Source organism: Streptomyces sp. NPDC046215, assembly GCF_040646215.1.
Taxonomy (GTDB): domain Bacteria; phylum Actinomycetota; class Actinomycetes; order Streptomycetales; family Streptomycetaceae; genus Streptomyces; species Streptomyces stramineus.
Window position 1 is genome coordinate 89909 of sequence record NZ_JBEYZW010000002.1, and the last position, 20738, is coordinate 110646.

At 73.1% G+C, this 20738-nt stretch carries 16 protein-coding genes and 1 pseudogene; 7 read left to right on the plus strand and 10 right to left on the minus strand.

Going from position 1 to position 20738, the window contains the following annotated elements; translation table 11 throughout:
- Positions 1 to 39: 39 nt before the first annotated feature.
- Both ABZ951_RS01520 and ABZ951_RS01525 read right to left on the minus strand, forming a co-directional pair.
- The gene (locus ABZ951_RS01520; RefSeq protein WP_344092291.1) at positions 40 to 1464 is read right to left on the minus strand and encodes a DUF1996 domain-containing protein; all 1425 of its coding nucleotides are present in this window, start codon (positions 1462 to 1464) and stop codon (positions 40 to 42) included.
- 6 nt (positions 1465 to 1470) lie between these two features.
- Positions 1471 to 2121 (minus strand): DUF4142 domain-containing protein, encoded by a 651-nt coding sequence (locus ABZ951_RS01525; protein WP_344092294.1) that lies wholly within the window; start codon positions 2119 to 2121, stop codon positions 1471 to 1473.
- A 741-nt stretch (positions 2122 to 2862) separates the two neighbouring features.
- Between ABZ951_RS01525 and ABZ951_RS01530 the strand changes: the two genes are divergently transcribed.
- Complete coding sequence (locus ABZ951_RS01530) at positions 2863 to 4074, plus strand: cation:proton antiporter (RefSeq protein ID WP_344092296.1); 1212 nt, start codon at positions 2863 to 2865, stop codon at positions 4072 to 4074.
- Positions 4075 to 4137: 63 nt separating this feature from the next.
- Here the strand turns inward: ABZ951_RS01530 and ABZ951_RS01535 are convergent, their stop codons facing one another.
- From ABZ951_RS01535 to ABZ951_RS01545, 3 genes are all read right to left on the minus strand, one after another.
- Positions 4138 to 4794: a DUF4360 domain-containing protein gene (locus ABZ951_RS01535; RefSeq protein WP_344092298.1), complete on the minus strand. Its 657-nt coding sequence runs from the start codon at positions 4792 to 4794 to the stop codon at positions 4138 to 4140.
- Between the two features lie 245 nt (positions 4795 to 5039).
- Complete coding sequence (locus tag ABZ951_RS01540) at positions 5040 to 5687, minus strand: DUF4360 domain-containing protein (RefSeq protein ID WP_344092300.1); 648 nt, start codon at positions 5685 to 5687, stop codon at positions 5040 to 5042.
- 358 nt (positions 5688 to 6045) lie between these two features.
- Positions 6046 to 6528 (minus strand): C2 domain-containing protein, encoded by a 483-nt coding sequence (locus tag ABZ951_RS01545; RefSeq protein WP_344092301.1) that lies wholly within the window; start codon positions 6526 to 6528, stop codon positions 6046 to 6048.
- A gap of 160 nt (positions 6529 to 6688) precedes the next feature.
- Between ABZ951_RS01545 and ABZ951_RS01550 the strand changes: the two genes are divergently transcribed.
- From ABZ951_RS01550 to ABZ951_RS01560, 3 genes are all read left to right on the plus strand, one after another.
- The gene (locus ABZ951_RS01550; protein WP_344092302.1) at positions 6689 to 10111 is read left to right on the plus strand and encodes an NACHT domain-containing protein; all 3423 of its coding nucleotides are present in this window, start codon (positions 6689 to 6691) and stop codon (positions 10109 to 10111) included.
- Positions 10112 to 10246: 135 nt separating this feature from the next.
- On the plus strand, positions 10247 to 11371 hold the full coding sequence (locus tag ABZ951_RS01555) for an alpha/beta hydrolase-fold protein (protein ID WP_344092304.1): 1125 nt from the start codon (positions 10247 to 10249) through the stop codon (positions 11369 to 11371).
- A gap of 65 nt (positions 11372 to 11436) precedes the next feature.
- Complete coding sequence (locus ABZ951_RS01560) at positions 11437 to 12516, plus strand: RICIN domain-containing protein (RefSeq protein ID WP_344092307.1); 1080 nt, start codon at positions 11437 to 11439, stop codon at positions 12514 to 12516.
- Between the two features lie 107 nt (positions 12517 to 12623).
- On the opposite strand, the gene ABZ951_RS01565 is transcribed toward ABZ951_RS01560, so the two are convergent.
- From ABZ951_RS01565 to ABZ951_RS01585, 5 genes are all read right to left on the minus strand, one after another.
- A complete protein-coding gene (locus ABZ951_RS01565) occupies positions 12624 to 13220 on the minus strand; it encodes a TetR/AcrR family transcriptional regulator (RefSeq protein ID WP_344092376.1) in 597 nt (198 codons plus the stop codon).
- Between the two features lie 217 nt (positions 13221 to 13437).
- Positions 13438 to 14427: a lytic polysaccharide monooxygenase gene (locus tag ABZ951_RS01570; protein ID WP_344092309.1), complete on the minus strand. Its 990-nt coding sequence runs from the start codon at positions 14425 to 14427 to the stop codon at positions 13438 to 13440.
- A gap of 103 nt (positions 14428 to 14530) precedes the next feature.
- Positions 14531 to 15988 carry a cellulose binding domain-containing protein gene (locus tag ABZ951_RS01575; RefSeq protein WP_344092311.1) on the minus strand — a complete coding sequence of 486 codons (1458 nt, stop codon included), beginning with the start codon at positions 15986 to 15988 and terminating at the stop codon, positions 14531 to 14533.
- A gap of 167 nt (positions 15989 to 16155) precedes the next feature.
- Positions 16156 to 17592, minus strand: coding sequence for a HAMP domain-containing sensor histidine kinase (locus tag ABZ951_RS01580; protein ID WP_344092313.1), 1437 nt, complete (start codon positions 17590 to 17592; stop codon positions 16156 to 16158).
- Positions 17589 to 18302 carry a response regulator transcription factor gene (locus ABZ951_RS01585; RefSeq protein ID WP_344092315.1) on the minus strand — a complete coding sequence of 238 codons (714 nt, stop codon included), beginning with the start codon at positions 18300 to 18302 and terminating at the stop codon, positions 17589 to 17591. Before ABZ951_RS01585 ends, ABZ951_RS01580 begins: the two co-directional genes overlap by 4 nt.
- Before the next feature lie 42 nt (positions 18303 to 18344).
- Between ABZ951_RS01585 and ABZ951_RS01590 the strand changes: the two genes are divergently transcribed.
- From ABZ951_RS01590 to ABZ951_RS01600, 3 genes and pseudogenes are all read left to right on the plus strand, one after another.
- Positions 18345 to 18869, plus strand: a complete 525-nt coding sequence (locus ABZ951_RS01590) for a hypothetical protein (RefSeq protein WP_344092317.1) — start codon at positions 18345 to 18347, stop codon at positions 18867 to 18869.
- Positions 18870 to 18891: 22 nt separating this feature from the next.
- The gene (locus ABZ951_RS01595; protein ID WP_344092319.1) at positions 18892 to 19488 is read left to right on the plus strand and encodes a Pycsar system effector family protein; all 597 of its coding nucleotides are present in this window, start codon (positions 18892 to 18894) and stop codon (positions 19486 to 19488) included.
- 851 nt (positions 19489 to 20339) lie between these two features.
- Positions 20340 to 20585 (plus strand): annotated as a pseudogene (locus ABZ951_RS01600) (M48 family metalloprotease); the annotation flags it as partial.
- Positions 20586 to 20738 lie beyond the last annotated feature (153 nt).

Here is a 20738-nt window from a genome sequence, read left to right on the forward strand (position 1 = left end):
GCACCGGCGCCGGGGGCCTGTGCGGGCCGGGGCGGCCGGTCAGCAGGTGCGGCCGCCGTTGATGCAGCCCGTCGCCTTCCTCATCAGGTCGTCCGACATGACGTTGATGAAGTCGCCGTGGTCCGTGACCGGCTTGTGCAGCTGCTCGGGGAAGCTGTCCACGGCGAAGGCCGTGCCCGCCGGTACGTCGTAGGTGATGCGCTGCACGAGCTGGGGAACGGCCCGGAAGCCGCGGGGGCAGGAGCCGTCGCCGCGGGCGAAGGCGACGTGGGTGCGGTGGTTGGCGCTGTCGGTGTTGCGCCCGTCCCAGCAGCTCTGGAAGGCGAAGGTGCGCACGACGTCCGCGCCGTCCGGGCAGATCGGGTATTTGTCCTTCAGCTGCCGGTTCTCGAATCCCTCGCAGCTCCATGAGGCATTCGCGTTGGCGACCCCGTTGGTCAGTGCCTTCGCGTCACCGGTGATGATCCGGAGGAAACGCGGCATCGCGGTCACCTTGGTGACGGGACTCCCTTTGAATTGCAGGGTCACGGACGCGGGACGCAGTACGGTTCCCATGTTCCCGTCGTGGCCGCCGCCGGGGGCGTTGGCGTCCGGGGCCGCCTTTCCGTCCAGCACCCGCAGCACGGGCCAGTAGTGGCTGGACTTGTCCCCGTTGGTGCAGGTCGTGCCCGCGCCCGCGAGGCTGTTGTCGGTGGAGAAGGCGTCGGTGGATTTGTTGCCCACATAGTCGTGCAGATGGTGGGCGCCATTGCGCACGCCGGGGGTGACGATGACGTTGTCGGGGTTGAAGTGACCGTTCTCGTTGCGACCGCACACGGAGGCGAAGGTCCCGGTCGAGGCGCCGGGGCGGGCGGCGGGCGGGCCGCTCCGCGCGGGCGCGGTGCGGATGTCGGCGAAGTCGGCGCGGGAGGGGCCGCCGGGCTTGCCCCGGGCGCCGAGCGTGCTGTTCAGGGCGCTGGAGGAGTCGTCCGCGGCGGCCGTGCTGACCTGCCGGGTGCTGCACCCGGCCAGTGCGGGGAGGCCGGCCTGCTCCTCGGCGGCGGGGGCGGAGCCTCCGGCCGCGGTCCCGAGGGCGTCGGTGATCCGGCCGATGGTCTCCGCGCGCTTGTCCTTCAGCTCCGCGAGCACGGCCGCGGGGGTGTCGCCGCGCGTCGCCATCCGCTCGTAGGCCCGGGCCACTTGGGCGTCGAGCTGGGAGAGGCTCTGGGACACCTCGGTCCGCACCGGCGCGGGAACCTCGCGCAGCCGGTCGCCGACGTCGGGGCAGACGACGGTCGGTGCCGTGGTGGCGGACCCTTCGGCGGCGGTGCGGGCGGCGCCGCCGGAGCGGTGACCGGCGCCGTCGGGGCCGGCGGAGGCGTTCGCTGCGATGATCGCCGTCCCGCCGCCGCCGAGCAGCAGTGCCGCGGCCGACACCACCGCCCGGTTCTTCAACTGCGAGCGTTTATGGGCCTGTCGCATCATGTGCAGTCACTTCTTTTCGTTGTCGCCTGAGGAGGGGATTTCGACGAATCCGGTGTTCTCCAGGACGGTGATGTGGTCGAGGACGACGGTGTTGGCGCGGGTCGCCAGTTCGCGGACGAGCGCGTTGCCGGTGCGGTCGCGGACGAGCGCCACCAGGCCGAACACCTTGCCGTGGGCGGCGCGCACCAGGGTGGCGAAGGGCCGGTCGAACGCCGCGCCGCGGGCCGCCTCCAACTGGTCGAGCCAGCCCTGCTGTTCGGCGCTCGGCTTCGTCGGCAGCGTCACGCCCAGGGCGCGGCCCACGTCGATGGACCGCCGGTCCAGCTCGGTGTGGCCGTCCACGAGGTGGTCCCCGGCCATCCGCACGGCGTCGGTGGTGCCGCGCTCCTGGGCCAGTCTCCCCGCGGGCTTCTCCCACAGCCCGGCCAGCCGGACCCTGCGGATGAAGTCCCTGTCCAGGGGGGTCAGCGGCCCGGAGTTCGTCGCGGTGACGCCCCCACCGTCGTCGCTCCAGGTGGTGCGCGCGGTGGCCGCCGCGGGCTCCGCGCCGCCGAAGAGGGCGACGGGGATCACCAGGGCCAGGAGGGTCGCCGCCAGGGAGAAGACGACGAGGCCGGTGCCGAGCGCCCGTCGCGAGACGGGCGGCAGCGTACGCATGGGACGGACGGATCGCATAAACACCCTCTTCGGTCGCCCTGCCGGAATGCCCACGGACGCTAGCCGTGCGGGCGGTGGGGCGGTCGAGGATTCCTCGGCCTCTGACAAAGCGGGCCGCCGCCCGCCGGAACGCTGCTACCGTGCCGCTCCGGCGACGTGCGGGGGCGGGCGGCGGCTGCCCGTGCGCGCGCCCCCGGACCTCCACGGCGCACAGGAGCACAACGGCCGTCTTTTCTCCCGCTCTTACAGGAAATGAAGCCGTTTATCCTATGGTATTGCCCGACTAGGATGCTCTATCGAGCCCCGAAGTCGCTCTGTTGAGCTGTGCGGGTGCTCGCCCGCACGGACACGGCAGAGCAGCCGGCGGCGCCGGCTCGACGGGGGGCATGCGATGGAGCGGGGCCGCACCGCCGCAAGGCCGCCCACCATCCTCGCCCCCGCCCTGCCCGCCGCGTCCCGCCTCCCCCGTTCCGCGCGCATCACCGCCCGTGCGCGCAACGGCGTGCCCGATACGGCCGTGAGCGGCTGAAGCACGCCGCGCCCCCGGCCGGGCGGGACCGTCCCGCCGGCCCGGCCCCTGTCACCGTCCCCACCCGATCGTCCGCGCGCCGCGGTCACCGCTGCTCACGAGGTGATCCCCGCGTGCACGGAGACAGCGCGTGTGCCGTCTCCGGCGCCCCGCAAAAACAGCCCCGCAGGCACAGCCGCCGCCGTCGCACCGACCACCGGAGGTCAGCGCCCATGCGCCACACCACGACGCTCCTCATGGAACTCGGGGCCATCATCCTCACCCTGGGGCTCCTCGGCCGCCTCGCCGGGCGGATCGGCTTCTGCCCCATCCCCCTGTACCTGCTCGCCGGGCTCGCCTTCGGCCACGGCGGCATCCGTCCGCTCAGCGCGAGCGAGTCGTTCGTCGCCACCGGGGCCGACATCGGCGTCACCCTGCTGCTGCTCCTCCTCGGCCTGGAGTACAGCGCCTCCGAACTGGCCGCCAGCCTGCGGGCCCACTACCCCTCCGGCGCCGTCGACTTCGTCCTCAACGCCCTGCCCGGCGCCCTCGCCGCGCTGCTCATGGGCCGGGGCGCGGTGGCCGCGGTGACCCTGGCGGGCGTCACCTGGGTCTCCTCCTCCGGCGTCATAGCCAAGGTCCTCACCGACCTCGGCCGCCTCGGGGACCCCGCCACACCGGTCGTCCTCGGCATCCTGGTCATCGAGGACCTCGCCATGGCCGTCTACCTGCCCGTCCTCACCGCCCTGCTGGCCGGACTGGGCCTGACCGAGGGCGGGCTGGCCCTGCTCATCTCGCTGGTCACCGTCGGCACCGTCTTCTACGTCGCCGTGCGGCACGGGCGGCTCATCACCCGTGCCGTCTCCTGCGACAACCCGGAGATGCTGCTCCTCGTCGTCCTCGGCCTGACGCTCTCCGTCGCCGGGGTGGCGGAGGAGCTGCACGTCTCGGCAGCCGTGGGCGCCTTCCTCATCGGCATCGCCCTCTCGGGCGAGGTCGCCGAGGGCGCGCACCGGCTGCTGTGCCCGCTGCGGGACCTGTTCGCCGCCGTGTTCTTCGTCTTCTTCGGCCTGAGCACCGACCCGGCGGACATCCCTCCCGTCCTCGGGCCCGCGCTGCTCCTCGCCGCCGTCACCACCGTCACGAAGATCGCCACCGGGTGGTACGCGGCGCGGCGGGCCGGTCTCGGGGCCGCGGGGCGCTGGCGGGCGGGCGGGGCGCTGGTGGCCCGGGGCGAGTTCTCCGTCGTCATCGCCGGGCTGGCCACCGGGGTGGAGCCGCGCATCGGCCCGCTGGCCACCGCCTACGTCCTGGTGCTGGTCCTCCTCGGCCCGCTCACCGGGCGCTGGACGGAGCCGCTCGCCCGCCGCCTCACCGCTCCGCCGGCAGATCGTGGGGACGCACCACCGCTGCGCGGCGGTGTCCTCAAACGCCGGACGGGCTGAAGAGCCCGTCCGGCGTTTGACGCGCCCGGAAGGCGCTCGCCGCCGCAGGCGGCAACGGCGCGTCTACGACGGGCACGTCTTCCAGGCGAAGTGGTACACGGTGTTGATGTTCCCGTCCGTCGAGTCCATCGCCATGAAGCTGTTGGTCTTGGTGGGGTCGGACGTCCCCGCGTCCACCCGCAGCTCGGTGTTGATGTTGAAGTTCCGCTTCGCGCCGCAGGGGTGGTAGATCAGCGCGTCGATGTCCGTGGTGTCCGAGGTCTGCCAGTCGTCGTTGAGGGGGCCGGTGAAGTGGTGGTTCATGAAGGCGGTCTGCTGCATGCCCTGGAAGTAGTAGTTGGCCCGCTCCAGGCCCGTGGCGCCCTTCTCCAGGTGGGCGAAGCCGCGGTAGTCGGCCCGGGCGACGGCGTAGGTGAAGCCCTGCGGGACATGCACGTTCAACCCGAGCTGGCAGTTCTTGCGGAAGTCGGTCGGCTTGGCGCCCAGGCCCACCTGGGCGATGTAGGTGCTGTAGGTGACGGTGAAGGCGGTGTTGTCCGGCGAGACGGACACGTGCGCCGACCCGGCGGGACAGCCGGAGCCGTTGACCGTGACCACATCGATCACGATCTTGTCCGGCGGAGGCACCCCGTCGCCGGATCCGGTCGCGGCCGCCGACGGCGTGAACGCGGCCGCCACGAGCGCGACGGCCGCACCGCCGGTCATCACCGGTCTGAACATGGAGATCCCTCCCCCGGGCCCAGGGCCCACTCGGACACGTGATGGTCCATGTCACCATCAGCGACGGGATGTGCACGGAACAGATCGAGCCGACACCGCCCACCGCCGGACGCCCCGGTCACGGGCGCCCGGGCGGTGACGCGGCCCACGCTTCAGTACCGCTTCAGTGCCGCTTCGGGAACGGCGCGCCGTTCACCGGAAGCCGTTGGCGGCACTCCACGCCGTATGTGCCCGCGGGGAACCGGTCAGGGGCACTCCTTCCAGGCGAACTGGTAGAGGGTGTTGACGCTGCCGTCCGTCGAGTCCATGGCCATGAAGCTGTTGGTCGTCGACGGGTCCGAGGTGCCGGCGCCCACCCGCAGCTCGGAGTTGATGTTGAGGATCCGCTGGGCGCCGCACGGGGCGAAGACGAGCGCCTCGACGTCCGTGACGTCGGACGTCTGCCAGTTGTCGCTGACGGGGCCGGCGAAGCGGTGGCTCGCGGTGGCCGTGTGCGACATGCCCTGGAAGTAGTAGCCGGCCCGCTGCAGGCCCGTGGCGCCCCGTTCCAGGTGGGCGAAGCCCCGGTAGTCGGCCCGCGCTATCGCGTAGGTGTAGCCCTGCGGGACGTGGACGTTCAGCCCGAGCTGGCAGTTCTTGCGGAAGTCGGTCGGCTTGGCGCCCAGGCCCACCTGGGCGAGGTATCTGCTGTAGGAGACGGTGAACGCGGTGTTGTCGTGCGCGACCGCGACGGCGGCCGTCCCCGCGGGACAGCCCGATCCATTGACGGCCACCACGTCGATCTCGACCCTGCCGGGCGGCGGACCGCCTGCCTCGTCCGCGGCAGCCGACGGCGAGAACGTGGCGGCCATGAGCGCGACGCTCGCGCCGCCGATCATCAACGGTCTGAACATGGAGACCCCTCCAGCTGCTGTGCGGGCGTGCTCCGGGAGGCTCATACGACCACCAGCCATAGGTCATGTACAGGCCAAGTCGAGCCGTCCTCCGCGTTCCGCCCGCGCGCGCCCCCGCACCACCCCCTTCACCTGCGAGGCGGCGGCTGGAAATACATCCTGCCCGGCGTTCCTCTCCGGGCTGCCGCCGAGCCCACGCAGGCGATCCCGCCCGGGGCGGGATCGCCTGCGTGGCCGATTTCTCCATCGGGGCGGGCACCGGCCTCGCCCACGGCCCGATTTCCGCCGGGGGGGGCGGATCGGTGACCACGTGCTGCCCGCGGTACCGGCCCCCGCTGACGACGGCCGCTCCGGTGGGTCAGCGCGCGGGCCCGGGCGCGATCCTCAGCTGCACCTCACCGGTGACCTTGGCCTTCTTGGCGATGGTGTACCAGCGCTCCGTCGTCCCCCCGCCGCGCACGTTCTCGCGCAGGGGGACCGACACGGCTCCGACGAGTCCGTCACGGATCAGGTCACGGTCGAAGACCTTCAGACTCAGCACGCTGGACGAGTTCTGTCCGGTGAAGATGAACGTCTCCTTCCATCTGGCCTCGGGGCCCGCGTGCGAGACCGTCTTCGTCCGGTGCTTCTGGGTCCCGGAGCTGAGGACCACGTAGGGGTTGACGGCGCTGCCGAGCAGCCCGTCCTCGTTCTTGAGGTCCCGCGCCTTCACGACGGTGACGCGGAGCGTCGAGACCGGCTCGGCACGGGACTTCGCCGAGGGCGCGGCGGGGCCGGCCGGGGCCCAGCAGAGCAGGGCGGTCAGACCGATCAGGGCACAGCGGTTCTTCCTGGTGAACATAGCCGGTCAAACGAGACACCGCGCCCGATGGTTACCACCGCCCGCCCGCGCGGGGGCGGCGGGCTCCAGCGTTCGACAGCGGCCGGAAACCCGGCGCACGATGGAGGAAGGGAAGTTCCGGGGTGGCGCCCGGAAGGACCGCTAGGGCGGCTGATCCGGCATGAACTACCTCATCCGACATCCCCAGGGGAAAGTCGCACCACGCAGGACCCCCCTCCTGGTCCGCCCGCGGCGCTGCCTCTCCCGCGGGGCCGAGGCCGTCCGGCGGTTCCTGCGCCGGGCGCTGGTCCGCATGGCCGCCCGCGACAAGGTGGCGCCCGCCCGGCACTGGTGGATGAAGTGGTCGCCGATCGTGCTGGTGCAGCGGCTCTCCTGGGTGGCCGTGGTGGTGCTGCTGGCCTGGGTCGGGACGGCGAGCTACGCGGTCGTCAGCGGGGAGAAGTCGGCGGTCGAGCGGTGGTGCCAGGATTCGGGCTCGGGCTGCGCGGTGACCTACGGGTTCCTGGCCCCCTTCCTCAGCCTGGGGCTGGCGACGCTCGTCTTCCTCGTCCTGCCGTACGTCTCCGTCCGCAGGCCCCTGACCCGGGCGGCCCGGAAGGACCCGTGCAGCATCGTGCCGACGGCCGGCCCCACCCTCGCGCACGTGGTCGGGCGCAAGGAAATGTGCCTCGTCATCGCCCGGGCCCTGCGCGACCGGCGCACCAGACGCCCGTACTTGCTGGTGGGCGGCGTGGGCACCGGGAAGACGTCGGTGCTCGTGGAGCTCACGCAGATGCTCGCGAAGAAGGGGGCGGTCCCCGTCCCCATCCGGTTGCGCGACGTCGACCTGAACGGCTCGGGGCTGGACTTCCGCGAGCTGGGCATGAAGCGGTTCCGCGACGAGGTGGACCGCGACGTGCTGTCCGGCCGGCAGAGCGAGCGGGTGTGGCGGCAGCTCTGCATGGACGACCGGGCCGTCGTCATCGCCGACGGCCTGGAGGAGACCTTCGCCGACGACGACAAGCAGAAGGAGCGGGACATCCTCATCCGCCGCGCCATCCAGCGGGCGGAGCAGCAGAAGCTCCCCCTGGTCATCGCCTCCCGCCCGCACGCGCCACTGGAGCACACCCGGGCCGCGGTCGTCGATCTGGAGCCCCTCAGCGAAGAGGCCGCGCTGGAGTACCTGGAGAAGGGCCACCCCGACCTGGACGGCCACCGCATGGACTGGATCGTCGAGACGGCGGCCGTCTCCGAGTCGCCCCTGTATCTGCAGATCGCCCGGCAGCTGCGCGAGTACCACCTGCTGGAGCACCTGACCGGCACCAAGGGCTGGGCCGAGCTGGACACCCGCAGCGCCGACCGGGCGGGCCTGCGGTGGCGCCTCCTCGACACCTGGCGGGAGGCGCTGGTCGCGGGACGCATCCACGACGAGATCGCCCTGGCCCGGGAACAGCGCGAGGTCGTCGTCGAAGTCCTCTCGGCACTGGCCGGCATCGGACTGCTCCGGGACCGGCTGGAGGTCCGCCTCGACGAGCTGACGGGACCGGACGGGGCCGGCGCCGCGGAGCCCGTGACCGGGGTACGGGACCGGCTCTGGGAGAAACTGTGCGGGCTGGGCGCCGCAGAGACCGACGACCGGCGCCGCCGCGCCCTGTTGTCGCTGTGTGCCACGCAAGGCGAACAGCTCGGCCTGGTGGAATCCCGCGGCGAGCGGGTGCGCTTCCCGCACAGCATCGTCCAGGCGTACCTCGGGGCCCGGTACCTCGACGTCGCCGGGTACGAGCCCCTGACCCGGGCGCTCGAAGAACCCGGCCGGGAGCTGCTCATCGCCCTCGTCCTGAACTCCCGGGCGGCCCTGGGGAGCCGGCCGGACGCCGACGCGAAGGCCGGCCAGGTCGCCGTCGTCCGCAAGCTCCTGGACGCGGCGGGCACGCGCAAGGACGCCAAAGCGCTCGACATGTACGCGGCCGCCTTCGAGATCGACAGCGCCACCGGAGCGGCCGAGCACGAACGCATCGCCCGGACGCTCCACCAGCGCTGGGAAGAGATCAGGGGCAGTGACCGCAGGACCCTGGAAGGGGCCAAGGCGCGGCTCGTCCGCCGGTTCGGCGAAGCCCTGCGGGCCGTCGACGCGGCCAAGTGCCGCTCCGGCGACGCGGCGTGCGGCCGGACCCCGGCCTACGAGTGGTTCTTCGAGATCGCCGCGGTCGAGCCGTCCTACCCGCTCCGGCTGGCCATCGCCCAGGAGATCGGGGCGGGCGGGGACAGCGCCTTCGATGTGCTGCGCGTGATGTTCCCGCTGCCGCAGAAGGACTCGCCCGAGGGGGACGACCCGTGGGAGCAGTACGAGCGGGCGTTCCGCGAGCAGTCCCGGGCGGAGCAGCGCACCCGTGAGATCTTCCTCGGGCTGCGGCCCGACAACGAGCAGACCCGCGCGCAGTACGGCAAGTGTGTGAAGGAGGGCGCCGAGCGCAGGAGCCGGATCTGGCGCCGGTTCGTCATGCGTGCCTGGCTCGTGCCGATGATGGTGGCCTCGGTCGGCGACAAGCACAGGGACCAGGCGAAGGAGCGGCTGCGCCTGTGGCTCGGCCACCTGGAGCCGGAACACTCCCCCTCGCACCGGGCCGACCTGTCCCTCTCCCTCGAAATCGCCCTCGCCCAGGGGTTCAAGAGCGCCGCCAACCGCCGCAGGCGGCACCCGCAGACGAACGACGCGGCCCGGGAGTTCCTCGTCGCGCAGGCGGAGAACATGCTCTCCCACGCGCGCTTCTGGTACTCGCAGATGACGCTCATCCACGCGCTGTGCCTGTGGGAGCTGCCGGACCGGCTGGCCACGGACCCGGACGACGTCCCCGGCGCGGCCCGTCCCGCCCCGCGGACCGACCCCACCCGGGCCGTGCGGCGCTGGCTCGCGCTGGCGGGCAGCAAGCAGGACCCCCGCGCGCTGCACCCGGGCGACCGGACCCGCAAGGGGGACCGTCTGCACCCCTTCGTCGCCGAGGCGGCCGCCCTCGCGGTCCTCGCCCTGGAGAGCGGGCACCCCGAGCACTTCATCTGGATCGACGAGATCGGGGCCATGAACAACATCGGCTCCTCCCCCGCCGACCCCGGCGCGTACCGCAAGCACAACCTCTGGATCCCCCCGTCGGTGGGCTGGAGCACCCTGCACCCGCGGGCGCAGCAGCTCCTCGCGGACGTGCTCCTCGTGCTCAACCTCACCGAACGCGACGGCCGGCCGGCGGAGCTGGAGGCGCGCCTGGAGCGCGCGGACCGCACCGTGCTGCCCCCGTGCCTCACCAAGGACCGCGGGCCGCTGCGCCCGCGGCGGACCGTGGGCACCAGTGAGAGCTCCCCGCCGGGCAGCGCCTGCCTGCGGGACTGCCCGTTCGAGCTGTGCCCCTACCCCGCGATGGGAGAGCAGCCGCGGGCCGAGCTGCGCGAGGCGTTCTGCCGGCAGCAGCAGGCGTTGCTGCGCGGGTACCGGTGCCTGAACCCGCTGTCCTGGCTGCGGCGCAAGCGGGCCCCGTGGCAGGGAATGACGACGGCCGAACTCCGGCAGTTCTGGGAGGACATGGCCGTGCGGTCGCGCACTCCCACCTGCTGACCGGACCGGCGAGGGCGGCGAGCCCAGCAGCGAAATTAGAATGATCTTATAGAAAAATGTTCTGGAACTGGCTAGGGTTCCCGGCATGGTGAACCCCCAGCCCTCAGCCGCCTCGCCAGGACCGGAAGGCACCCGATGACGCTCCACCCGGCCGTGACGGCCGTCACCGCGCGATTAGCGGCCCTGCGCGGCCGGCCGGCCCGGGCGAAGGCGGCCGTGGCCGCGCTGGCCACGGCCCTCCTCGCGCTGGGCGTTCCGCCCGCGCAGGCCGGCGCCCCGGCCCCGCCACCGCTGACCGACGCCTCCGGCCTGACCCAGGTGGGCGCCGCCACCGGCTCCGCCACCAACTTCGTGGTCACCGTGACCACTCCGGAGGTCGCCGGTGAGCACCGCATCCGGATCCTGCTGCCGCGCGACTACGCGGACAACCCCGGCAAGCGCTACCCGGTGTTCTACTTCCTGCACGGCGCCTCCGACGACCCGGGCAACCCGGGCGTCGCTTACCCCGCGCTCACCGCCGCCCAGTCGATGATCACCGTCATCCCGGACGGCGGCCGGAGGGGCTGGTACACCAACTGGCTCGACCAGAAGACCGCCGCCGGCGCACAGAACTGGAAGAACTTCCACCTCAGCCAGGTGATCCCCTTCATCGACGCCAACCTCCGCACGGTCGCCTCCAAGAAGGGGCGGGCCGTCGGCGGCCTCTCGATGGGCGGCTTCGGCGCCCTGCACTACGCCCAGCGCCGTCCCGACCTGTTCAGCCAGGTCGCCTCGCTCTCCGGCGCCAACGAACTCTCGCGCAACCACGCCGTGATGCGCGCCGCGGTCGTCGCCACGCTGACCAACATCGGCGCCCCGCTCTGCGGCACCTCCGGCCCCGCCTGCTCGCTCAACTTCGGCCCCACGGTGTCCAGCGACGCGATCTTCGGCACGCCGTACCCGATCCTGGGCGCAGACCGGCACTGGAACGCGGCGGACCCCGTCGCGCGCATGGGCGTGCTGGCCCAGGCGGGCATCGGCGTCACCCTCTACACGGGCAACGGCGGCGGCAACCCCGCCGAGCCGGAGTTCTGGGCCCAGTCGGCCTCCCAGCACGCCAAGGAGCGGCTGGACGCCCTGAAGTACCCCTCGCACTACGTGGACTACGGCAACGGCTCCGGCTGGGGCAGTGCCTGCAACGGCGGGCACAACGCCGGCTGCTGGGCGCAGGACCTCGTGGACTACGTGCCGCGCCTGGAAGCGGCCTTCGCCTCCGAGTGACTCCGGCGGCGGCCTTTCAGGGCGCCTGGTTCGAAACCTCTCATCGCTACAGGAAGAACACACCTATGACGTTCACCCCGGCCCCGAGACGCCCGGTGCCGTTTCTCCGCATGGTCGCCGCGGCCCTGGCGGCCTGCTGCGCGGCCCTGGGGATCGCCCTGTCACCGCCCCTGGCGGCACCGGCCCACGCGGCCGAGAACTGCGACTCCGCCCTCCAGTGCATGACGTTCACGTCGCAGGGCAACGGCCGGGCGCTCGACGTGCAGAACGGCTCGCGCAACGACGGGGCCTACATCGTCACCAACTCGGCGCCCGGGCACCACCAGTCCTGGCGCCTGAACGTCGATGCGACGGACTCCTCCTTCAGCATCGTGAACAACACGACGGGCAAGTGCATCGACGTCGGCTGGCCGGCCCTGCGCCAGCAGACCTGCCGGGGCCAGAAGAGCCAGAAGTGGTACTTCCAGCCCGTCTCCGGGTCCACCGACGCGTTCATGATCCGCAACGCGAACGACAACTCGTGCATCGACCTCACGGCCAACGCCCAGTACAACGACGCCTGGACGGGGAAGTCCTCCTGCCACGGCGCGGCGAACCAGCGGTGGACCACGGCCTCGGCCGCCGCGTGGAACCTGGCCGTGGACCACGGCGCCAGGGTCTGCCAGAAGAACACCGCCAGTTGCCACTGGACGGTGAAGAGTGAGGCCCCGGCCGCGCCGCTGCCGAAGGTCTGCGCGTCGGCGGTCTGGTACAACAACACCGGCTCCGAGGTTCCGCAGACCTTCTCGGTGACCAAGGAGTCCGGCTGGGAGAGCAGCATCGGGACGACCCTTCAGTCGGACATCAGCGGCGGGAACGAGATGGCGCTGCAGGCGACCATCAGCTCCGCCCTCACCTTCAACAACACCTGGCGGGGCTCGTCGTCGGTCAATGACGCCATCACGGTGCGCGTGCCCGACAAGAACTACGGCTGGGTGACCCTGGCGAAGCTGGCGAGGAAGGTGACCGGCAACTGGACGTTCGACGCCCAGGGCCTGCCCTGGACGGCCGACGACACCATCACCGTCCCCGTCCAGAGCGACCCCGCCGGCGGTGCGACGCTGTACAGCGCGAACGTCAGCCCGACGTTCACCTCCTGCGTCTGACCCGCGCCTGAACCCGGGTCCGATCCCGCCCGCCCCTGCCCGCCGGTGACCACCGGCGGGCAGGGGCGGTGTCGTGTCCCGGGGGGCGTCATGGCGGCCCCCCGCCGCTATTCCGGCCGCAGGGACCGCCAGATCCTCTCGGGCAGGATGCGGGCGGCTTCGGCGAGGTCGATGTCGTAGGTGGTGGAGAGCCAGCGGTGCGCGGTCTCGGCGACCGGGCCGATGACCAGCGCCTCGATCAGCGGCTCGGGGGTGGGCACGATGTCACCGGCTTCCATGCGCGCGCGCATCCAGTCCACGATGCCGCGCAGCATGACCGTCCTGGCCGCGCTGATCTGCTCGGCGTGGGAGGTCAGATAGCCGGAGTAGGCCGAGGCGTGGAGGAAGAGGGCGACGTCCGCCCGCTCTTCGGTGAAGCGCAGATAGGCCGCGACGAGCGCGCGGACCCCGGTGCGGGCGGTACGGGAACGGGTCAGGGCGGCGGTCAGCTCGTCGAACAGCTGCCCGAGGCACCGGGTGTACAGCGCGGCGGCGAGGCCGTCGAAGCTGCCGAAGTGGTGGTACAGACTGCCGAAACTCACCCCGCTGGCCGCGGTCACCGCGTTCACCGTGAATCCCTGCGGGCCCGAGGCGGCGTACACCTCAAGGGCGGCGGTCAGGAGACGGTCGACGGTGGCTTCGCCACGCTGCTGCTTAGGAGAGATGATGCGGTCCCGTTAGGTCACGGTGAACAGCCTGATGCCACCAGAAGTAGAGGGAGTTATGAGAAACCCATGCTACGGCATTCGGGCCCGTACCCAGCGGTGCGGTCGGGTGCCTGGAGCGCGGTTCCCCGCGCCCCAAAGGGGCGCGGGGAACCGCGCGGCCGGCCACAGCGCACCCGCAGGTGACGCGCCCGACTTCCCCCTCCCAGCGGAGCGCTCAAGCGCGGCCGCGGGCGGAGCGTCGCCGCATGGCCAGGAAGAAGGTGGCGGAGCCGGCCGCCAGGATCCCGGCGCCCCCGACGGCCAACGCCGTCGTGCTGCTGTCGCCGCCGGTCTCGGCGAGACGCCCGCCCTGGGCCGCCGGGGCGTTGGCGGCCTTCACCGCGGCCTGCGGCCCGGTCCCGTCCGCGGCAGGCCCGCTGCCGGCGTGCTCTCCCCCGCCGTGCGTGCCCTCGCCGGGGCTGTCACCTCCGTGCCCGCCGTGGTCGACCGTCGACTTGCCGACCCCCTCGGCGATCTGCGCGTCGCTGGGCGCGTTCGCCGCCGGAGCCAGGGCCTTCGTCGCCGGTGCCCCGCCGCCGAGGTCCACGTCGGAACAGGTGTAGAACGCCTCGGGGCTGTCCGAGCGCTGCCAGACGCTGTAGATCAGGTGGCGCCCGGACCGCTTCGGGACCGTGCCGTCGAAGACGTAGCTCCCGTTCTTCAGCGCCGGGTCGGTGACCTTCGCGAACGGCTTCGCCTCCAGGTCGGCCCACTTCAGCGGCTTCTTCGGGTCGTAGCCGTCCTTGGTGATGTACAGCGCGAACGTGCCGCGGTGCGGGGCGGTCGCCCGGTAGCGGAAGGTGTGCTTGCCCGCGGCCAGCTTTGTGCCCGGCCAGTCGGCGCGCGGGAGGTCCAGGCCCTTGTACTTGTCGCGGCCGGCGCTGCACAGCTTGCCGTCGGGGATGATCTGCCGGTGGCGCCCGGCGGCGTCGCCGATGTTGACCTCGTTCCAGTCGTAGAGCGGCTGGGTGCCGCCCGCCGCGACCATCGCCTTGCAGGCGGCCGAGCGCGGGTGCTCCGGTCCCTCGGCGAAGCAGGCGGACACCCGGCTGACCGGGTCGGTCAGGGAGCCGTGCGCCCGGGCCGGGGCGGCGGTGAGCGCGGTGAGCGCGAGGGGGACGATGCCGAGCAGGGATATCCGTACGGCGTGGTGACGCATGCGCATGAGAGGGGTCTCCTTGGGGGGTGAGGGGGTGCCCCGCACGCCGGCCGTGAGGTGGGGGGTGCCGTGCGTGCGGGGCGGTATGAGGGAGTGAAGCGGTGGTGCGTCAGCCCTGGGGAGCGGCGAACGCCTTGGTGAAGGCGAGTTCGTCCTGCGGGATCGAGCTGCAGGTCGCGGAGGCGGAGTGCTGTGCGCCGCCCGGGCACTGCTTGTCGCGCGCGGCGGACCACATCGACAGCCATCCGATGCCCTTGGAGCGGGCGAACTTCGCCAGCTGTGCCGCGTCGTCGACCTTGAAGACCTCGGTGGCCACGTCGTTGACACCGATCATCGGGGTGACCGCCACGGCCTTCCAGGCGGCCGCGTCACCGAGCCCGAGCACGCCCTTGAGCTGGGCATGTGTCGCGGTGGCGGCGTCGATCGCGTACTGCCCCATGTCGCCGTCGAAGGAGGGCCCGTAGTCCATCGCCATGACGTTGACCGCCGATATGGACACGCCGTTCTTCTTGGCGTCCTCGACCAGGTCGACACCGTCCTGGGTGAGGCCCGTGGGCATGACCGGCAGGGTGAAGGACACGTCGAGGCCGGGGTGCTTCTTCTGGAGCAGCGCGACGGCCCGGGCGCGCCGGGTGTTGGCGGCCTTGTCGGGCAGGGCGCTCCCCTCGATGTCGAAGTCGACCTTGGTGAGCCGGTAGGCGTCGACGACCTTGCCGTACGCGGCCGCGAGGGTCTCGGCGGAGGAGCAGGCGAGCCCCAGCTCGGAGCCGGCGGCGCCGCCGAAGGAGACCCGTACGTCGCCGCCCGCCTCCCGCAGCGGGCCGATCTGCCGGGCCACGGGGTTGCCGGCGAGGTCGGACACGCCGCCCCAGGAGGGGGTGCAGCCGCCGGAGGAGGTGATGAAGGCCAGGTTGAACTCCTTCACGCCGGTCTTCTTCGCGGTGCCCAGGAGGTCGTAGGCGGGGTGGAGGACGGTGTCGACGTAGGGGGCGAAGGCGGCGCCACCGCCGCCCGGGGCGGGTGCGGTCGCGTCCGGCGCCGGCCTGGACGGCGAGGGCTCGGCGGACGGAGCGGAAGGGGTGGAAGGCGCAGGCGGGGTGGGCGCCGGCTCGGCGGGCTTCGGCCCGGGGGCCTCGTCCACCGCGCACGTGCCGTTGTCGATGTGGCAGGCGACCGGGCCGGCCGCCGCGTCCCCGGCGGCGACGAATCCGACGGTGACGGACTTCCGGGGCGCGATGGTCGCGTTCCAGCTCTCCGGTTCGACGGTGACGGTGCGGCCGCTGACCGTGTGCTTGCCGTTCCAGAGCGAGGTGACCTTCGTGTCGGCCGGGAGCTCGAACGTCAGCTTCCAGCCCGGCAGTTCCTTGTCCGTGTCATTGGTGACCACGAACTGGCCGGTGTAGCCGCCCGCCCAGGAACCGGTCCGGGAGAAGCCGGCCCCGACCGGCGCGGCGCTCGCCGTGCCGGTGAGCGTGACCGCGGCACCGGCCGCGAGCGCCACGGCGACGCCGGTACCGATCAGCTTCGCCGTGCGGCTCACTCGTCGACGGTGTGCGGAGGATCCCATCGCGTACCTGCCTGTCGTGTGTCGGGGGGTGACGCGGCAGCACGCTAGCGGGAGCGAACCGGACCAATCGCCGAATCCCGTGCCCGGGCCCGCTATTTATGGCGGGCTTAAGACACACATGGGTGACGGTTAAAGGACCGGGGCCGGGTCGCGGACGACGGGGCGGCTCAGGAGACCCGCCGTCCCGTCGTCCGTCCTGTCTTCCAGCCCGCTCCCGCGCGGCGGATCCGGCGCCGCCGCCCGCCCCGCCGCGGCCGGCCCCCGCCGTCCAGCGAGAGCCACACCCGTACCTCCGTGCCGCCGAGCACCGACCGCCCGATCCGTACGTCGCCCCCGGTGGACTCCGCGACCCGGCGCACGATGTCGAGGCCGAGGCCCGTGGAGCCGGGGCCCCCGTCGCCGTGGCCGCGGCGGAGCGCGGCGTCCGGGTCCGCGATGCCCGGGCCCGCGTCGGAGACGAGCACGATCACGGCGTCCTCGCCCTGGTGCACGTCCACGGCGAAGGCCGTGCCCTCGGGGGTGTGCCGGAAGACGTTGCCGAGCATCGCGTCGAGCGCGGCGGCGAGTTCGGGGCGGGCGACGGGGACGCGCAGGGCCGCGTCGACGCCCGCGAGCCGCACCGTGCGGCCCTGGTCCTCCGCGAGCGCGGACCAGAAGTCCATGCGGTCGCGGATCACGTCGCAGGCGTCGCAGCCGAGCACGGGCCGCTCCGTGCGCTCCCCCTGCTCCCGGGCCGCGCGGATCAGCTGGTCCACCTCGTGCTCCAGCTGGGCGACGGCGGCGCGGGTCTGGTCGGCGGCCGGACCCTCGCCGAGGGAGGCGGCGTTGAGGCGCAGGACGGTGAGCGGGGTGCGGAGCCGGTGCGAGAGGTCGGCGGCCAGTTCCCGTTCGTTGGCCAGGAGCCGCACGATCTTGTCGGCCATCGAGTTGAACGCGACGGCGGCGGCGCGCAGTTCGGCCGGGCCGTCCTCGCGGACCCGTACGCCCAGGTGGCCCTCGCCGAGCTCGGCGGCGGCCCGGGCGAGCCGTTCGGCCGGGCGCACCAGGCGCAGGCCGAGGCGGTCGGCGGTGACGAGGGAACCGGCGATCAGGCCGAGGCCCACGCCGGCGAGGATCAGCCAGGAGGTGGTGACGCCGTTGTCGACCGCGCGGTGCGGCACGTAGACCTCGACCACCGCGAACTCGCCGCTGCTCAGGGCCGTCGGCTGGAGCAGGGCGTAGCCGCCGGGCACGGAGGTGACGGCGGAGCGGCCCCGGCGTGCGGTCTCCACGTCGCGGGGTTCGGCCCGGCGCCGGCCGATGCCGTACGCCTCGTGCGTCCCGGGGGCGTCGGCGGTACTCCCCCGCCGGGTGCCGGTCGTGTCCGGTACGTGGACGGCCATCCGGCCGTCCCCGCCGGCCTGCGAGCTGGCGACCGCTCGTTCCAGCTGGTCGCGGTCGGTGGTGATGGCGAGGGCGGGGCGTATCTGGGCGGCCTGCCGTTCTGCGTCGGCGAAGGCGCGGTCCCGGGCCAGCTCCTGGACCACCAGCCCGAGCGGCACGGCGAAGGCCAGCACCACCATCACCGTGACGGCCAGCGACACCCTGATGAGCGCCCATCTCACGCCGGCGCCCCCTTGGCCCCGGGCGCCTCCAGTTTCACCCCGACCCCGCGGACGGTGTGCAGGTAGCGCGGGCTGGCGGCCGTCTCGCCGAGCTTGCGGCGCAGCCAGGACAGGTGCACGTCGATGGTCTGGTCGTCGCCGTAGGACTGCTGCCAGACCTCGGCGAGGAGTTCCTTGCGCGGGACGACGACGCCGGGCCGGCCGGCGAGGTAGGCGAGCAGGTCGAACTCACGTCGCGTCAGGTCCAGAGGGCTTTCGTCGAGTTCGGCCAGCCGGCGCAGCGGGTCGACCGCCAGGCCGCCGACGCGCAGCACTCCGGCCGGCACCGGCTCGGCCGCGGTGCCGCCCCGGCCCGCGCGGCGGAGCACGGCGGCCATGCGGGCGGTGAGGTGCGCCACGGAGAACGGCTTGACCAGGTAGTCGTCGGCGCCGTCGGTGAGCAGCCTGATGATCTCCGCTTCGTCGTCCCGCGCCGTGGCCACGATGACGGGCACGTCGGTGATGCCGCGCAGCATCTTCAGTGCCTGCGCGCCGTCGAGGTCCGGCAGTCCCAGGTCGAGGATGACCAGGTCGAAGGGGAATTGCGCGACCTCGCGCAGCGCTTCGAGAGCGGTCCCGACGCTGCGGACGGTGTGCGACGCCTCGGTCAGCTGCCGGATGAGGGCGGAGCGTACGAACGGGTCGTCCTCGACTACGAGCAGTCTTGCCATGGCCCGCACCGTACGCCATACGGGTGAGGCACTATGAGCCAGGTGAGACGAGCGATGATGCAGGCCCTGGCGTGGGCGCTGGCGACGGCGGCGGCCGTGGCGGTGTCCTGGTACGGGGTGCGGACGGTGCTGGCGGGCACGGCCTACGAGCCTCCGCGCGCGCTGCCGATCTCCGGCAACACGGCACCGGCCACGCCCGGTTCGTCCGCCCCTGCACCCGCCCCGGAGCCGGCGGCCTCCCCCTCCCCCTCGCCCTCGCAGCCCGCAAGGCCGTCCGCCCGGGAGGCCCCGTCCTCACCGCCCGCTGTCACACCGAGCCCCGCGTCGCCACCGCCGCCCGCGGCCGGTGCGGTGAAGAGTTACCCGGTGCGGGGCGGGCGGGCGGTCTTCGACCTCGGCGAGAGCGCGGCGACGCTCGTCTCGGCGGCGCCGGAGGAGGGCTGGCAGATGCGGGTGTGGAAGCAGAGCGCGTGGATCCGGGTGGACTTCGTGGCGGGCGCGCGGACCACCTCGGTCTTCGTCACCTGGAACGGCCACCCGCCGCAGGTGCAGACGGTGGAGGGCTGACCGGGGTCGCCACGGCGGCGGCGTGCGGGGTCGGCGCTGCACGTGCGGTGCGCGATCCAGATCCGCCGGGGCGAAGCCGCGCTCACACACGAGCGAGAACTGCGAGACCACCGGTTCGCCCGGCGGAAGCTCGCGCGCGGCCGACCGGCTGCTCCTGGAGCTGCGCCAGGAGGCCGCCCGGGCCGACACCAAGGGCTCCGTGCTGGTGGCCGCGCAGAGCATGGCCGCGTCCGCGCTCGTCGGTGTGCTCGCCGTCCGGGGCTGGCAGCCGACGTCCCTCTCAGCGCCGGGGCAGGTGCTGTGGTGGGCGGGTGCGGCCTGCTTCCTCGGCTCGCTGTTCTCGCTGCTGATGACGGTGATCCCCCGCTACCGCTCGCACGCGTGGCGCCCCGGGCTGCCCCTCACCCACTTCGCCGACATCCACGGCGCGGCGCGCCGGGGCCGGCCGGCACTGGAGGAGGCCCTGCGGGAGACCGAACGGGCCCCCGCGGCCGCGATCCTCACGGCCCTCACGGACAACAGCCGGATAGTCGCCGGGAAGTACCGGTGGCTGCGCGCCGGCATGGCCGGCTTCACGGCCGCGATGGTGCTGCTGCCGGGAGCGCTCCTCGTCGGCTGACCCGGCCGGCCGCCACGCATCGGACGACAACGTTCAGGAGAGACACGACCATGCCCGACCAGAGCCGGCCCGAGGCCCCCGAGGTGCCACCACCCCCGGTACCGCTGCCCCCGGCGCCGCTGCCGCAGGAGCCGCCCCCGTACCCGACAGCGTCCGAGCCGCCCGCGGCCCCGCCGCCGTACCCCGGCGAAGGGACGCGCCCCGGGACCGTGGGCGCCGCCGGTGCGCCGCCCGTGTACCCGGGCGGGGAGCCGCCGGTCCGTCCGGCCGGGGAAACACCGTCCGGCCACCCGGGGGCCGAACCGCCCTACCCGGGCGAGGAACCGAGGGTGAATCCGCCCGCCGGCCCGGCCCACGCACCACCCCCGTACCCGGGACCGCCCCCGGCGCGGCCGGACTCCACCGAGACACCGTCCGGCCATCCGGAAACCCCACCCCCCTACCCGGGCGGCGAACCCACGGCGAACCCGCCCGCCGGCCCGGCATGCGCACCGCCCGCATACCCGGAACCGCCCCCGGCACCGCCGAGCGCGCCCCCGCACCCCGGCGGGGGCCCGTTCCCGCCCGGGGACGTCGCGTCCGGCCCCGCAGGTGCCGTCGGGCACGACGACCTGGCCCTGCAGTCCGGGCGCAAGCACCTGAAGGCGCATCAGCGCGGGGTGGACGGCGCCGCCCTCTCCCAACTGGTCATGCCCCTTCCGACGGCGCTGATCAGCCTCGTCGTGGTCAGCTTGGCCTTCTCCCTGGTCAACCCCTTACTGGGGCTGGTCATGGCGGCGGTGTGGCTGCTCTCCGGCCCCCTGGTCTTCCACCGCCCCGCCGAAGCGGCCATCGCCCGGCACCTGCTGAAGATGCGGCGGCCCACGCGCGAGGAAGCCGAACGGCTGGACGCGGTGTGGGAAGAGGTGACACGCCGGGCCGGGGTGAGCCAGGGAACGTACGAACTGTGGGTCCAGGAGCGCGCCGAGCTGAACGCGACCGCCGCGGCCGGGCACATCGTCGCCGTCACCCGGCACGCCCTGGACCGGCTGCCCAACTCGCAGCTGGCGGCCGTCCTCGCCCACGAGCTGGGCCACCACGTGGGCGGGCACACCTGGGCGGGCATGCTCGCCGACTGGTACGCGCTGCCGGCCCGGACGGTGTGGCGGTGGATCGCCGCCGGCCTGCTCCTCCTCCTGCGGTCGAAGAGCAAGGCGAAGATGGTGCCTCAGCCGGGCCTCGAAGTTCGTGTGCGCGGCGTTCCCCACCGT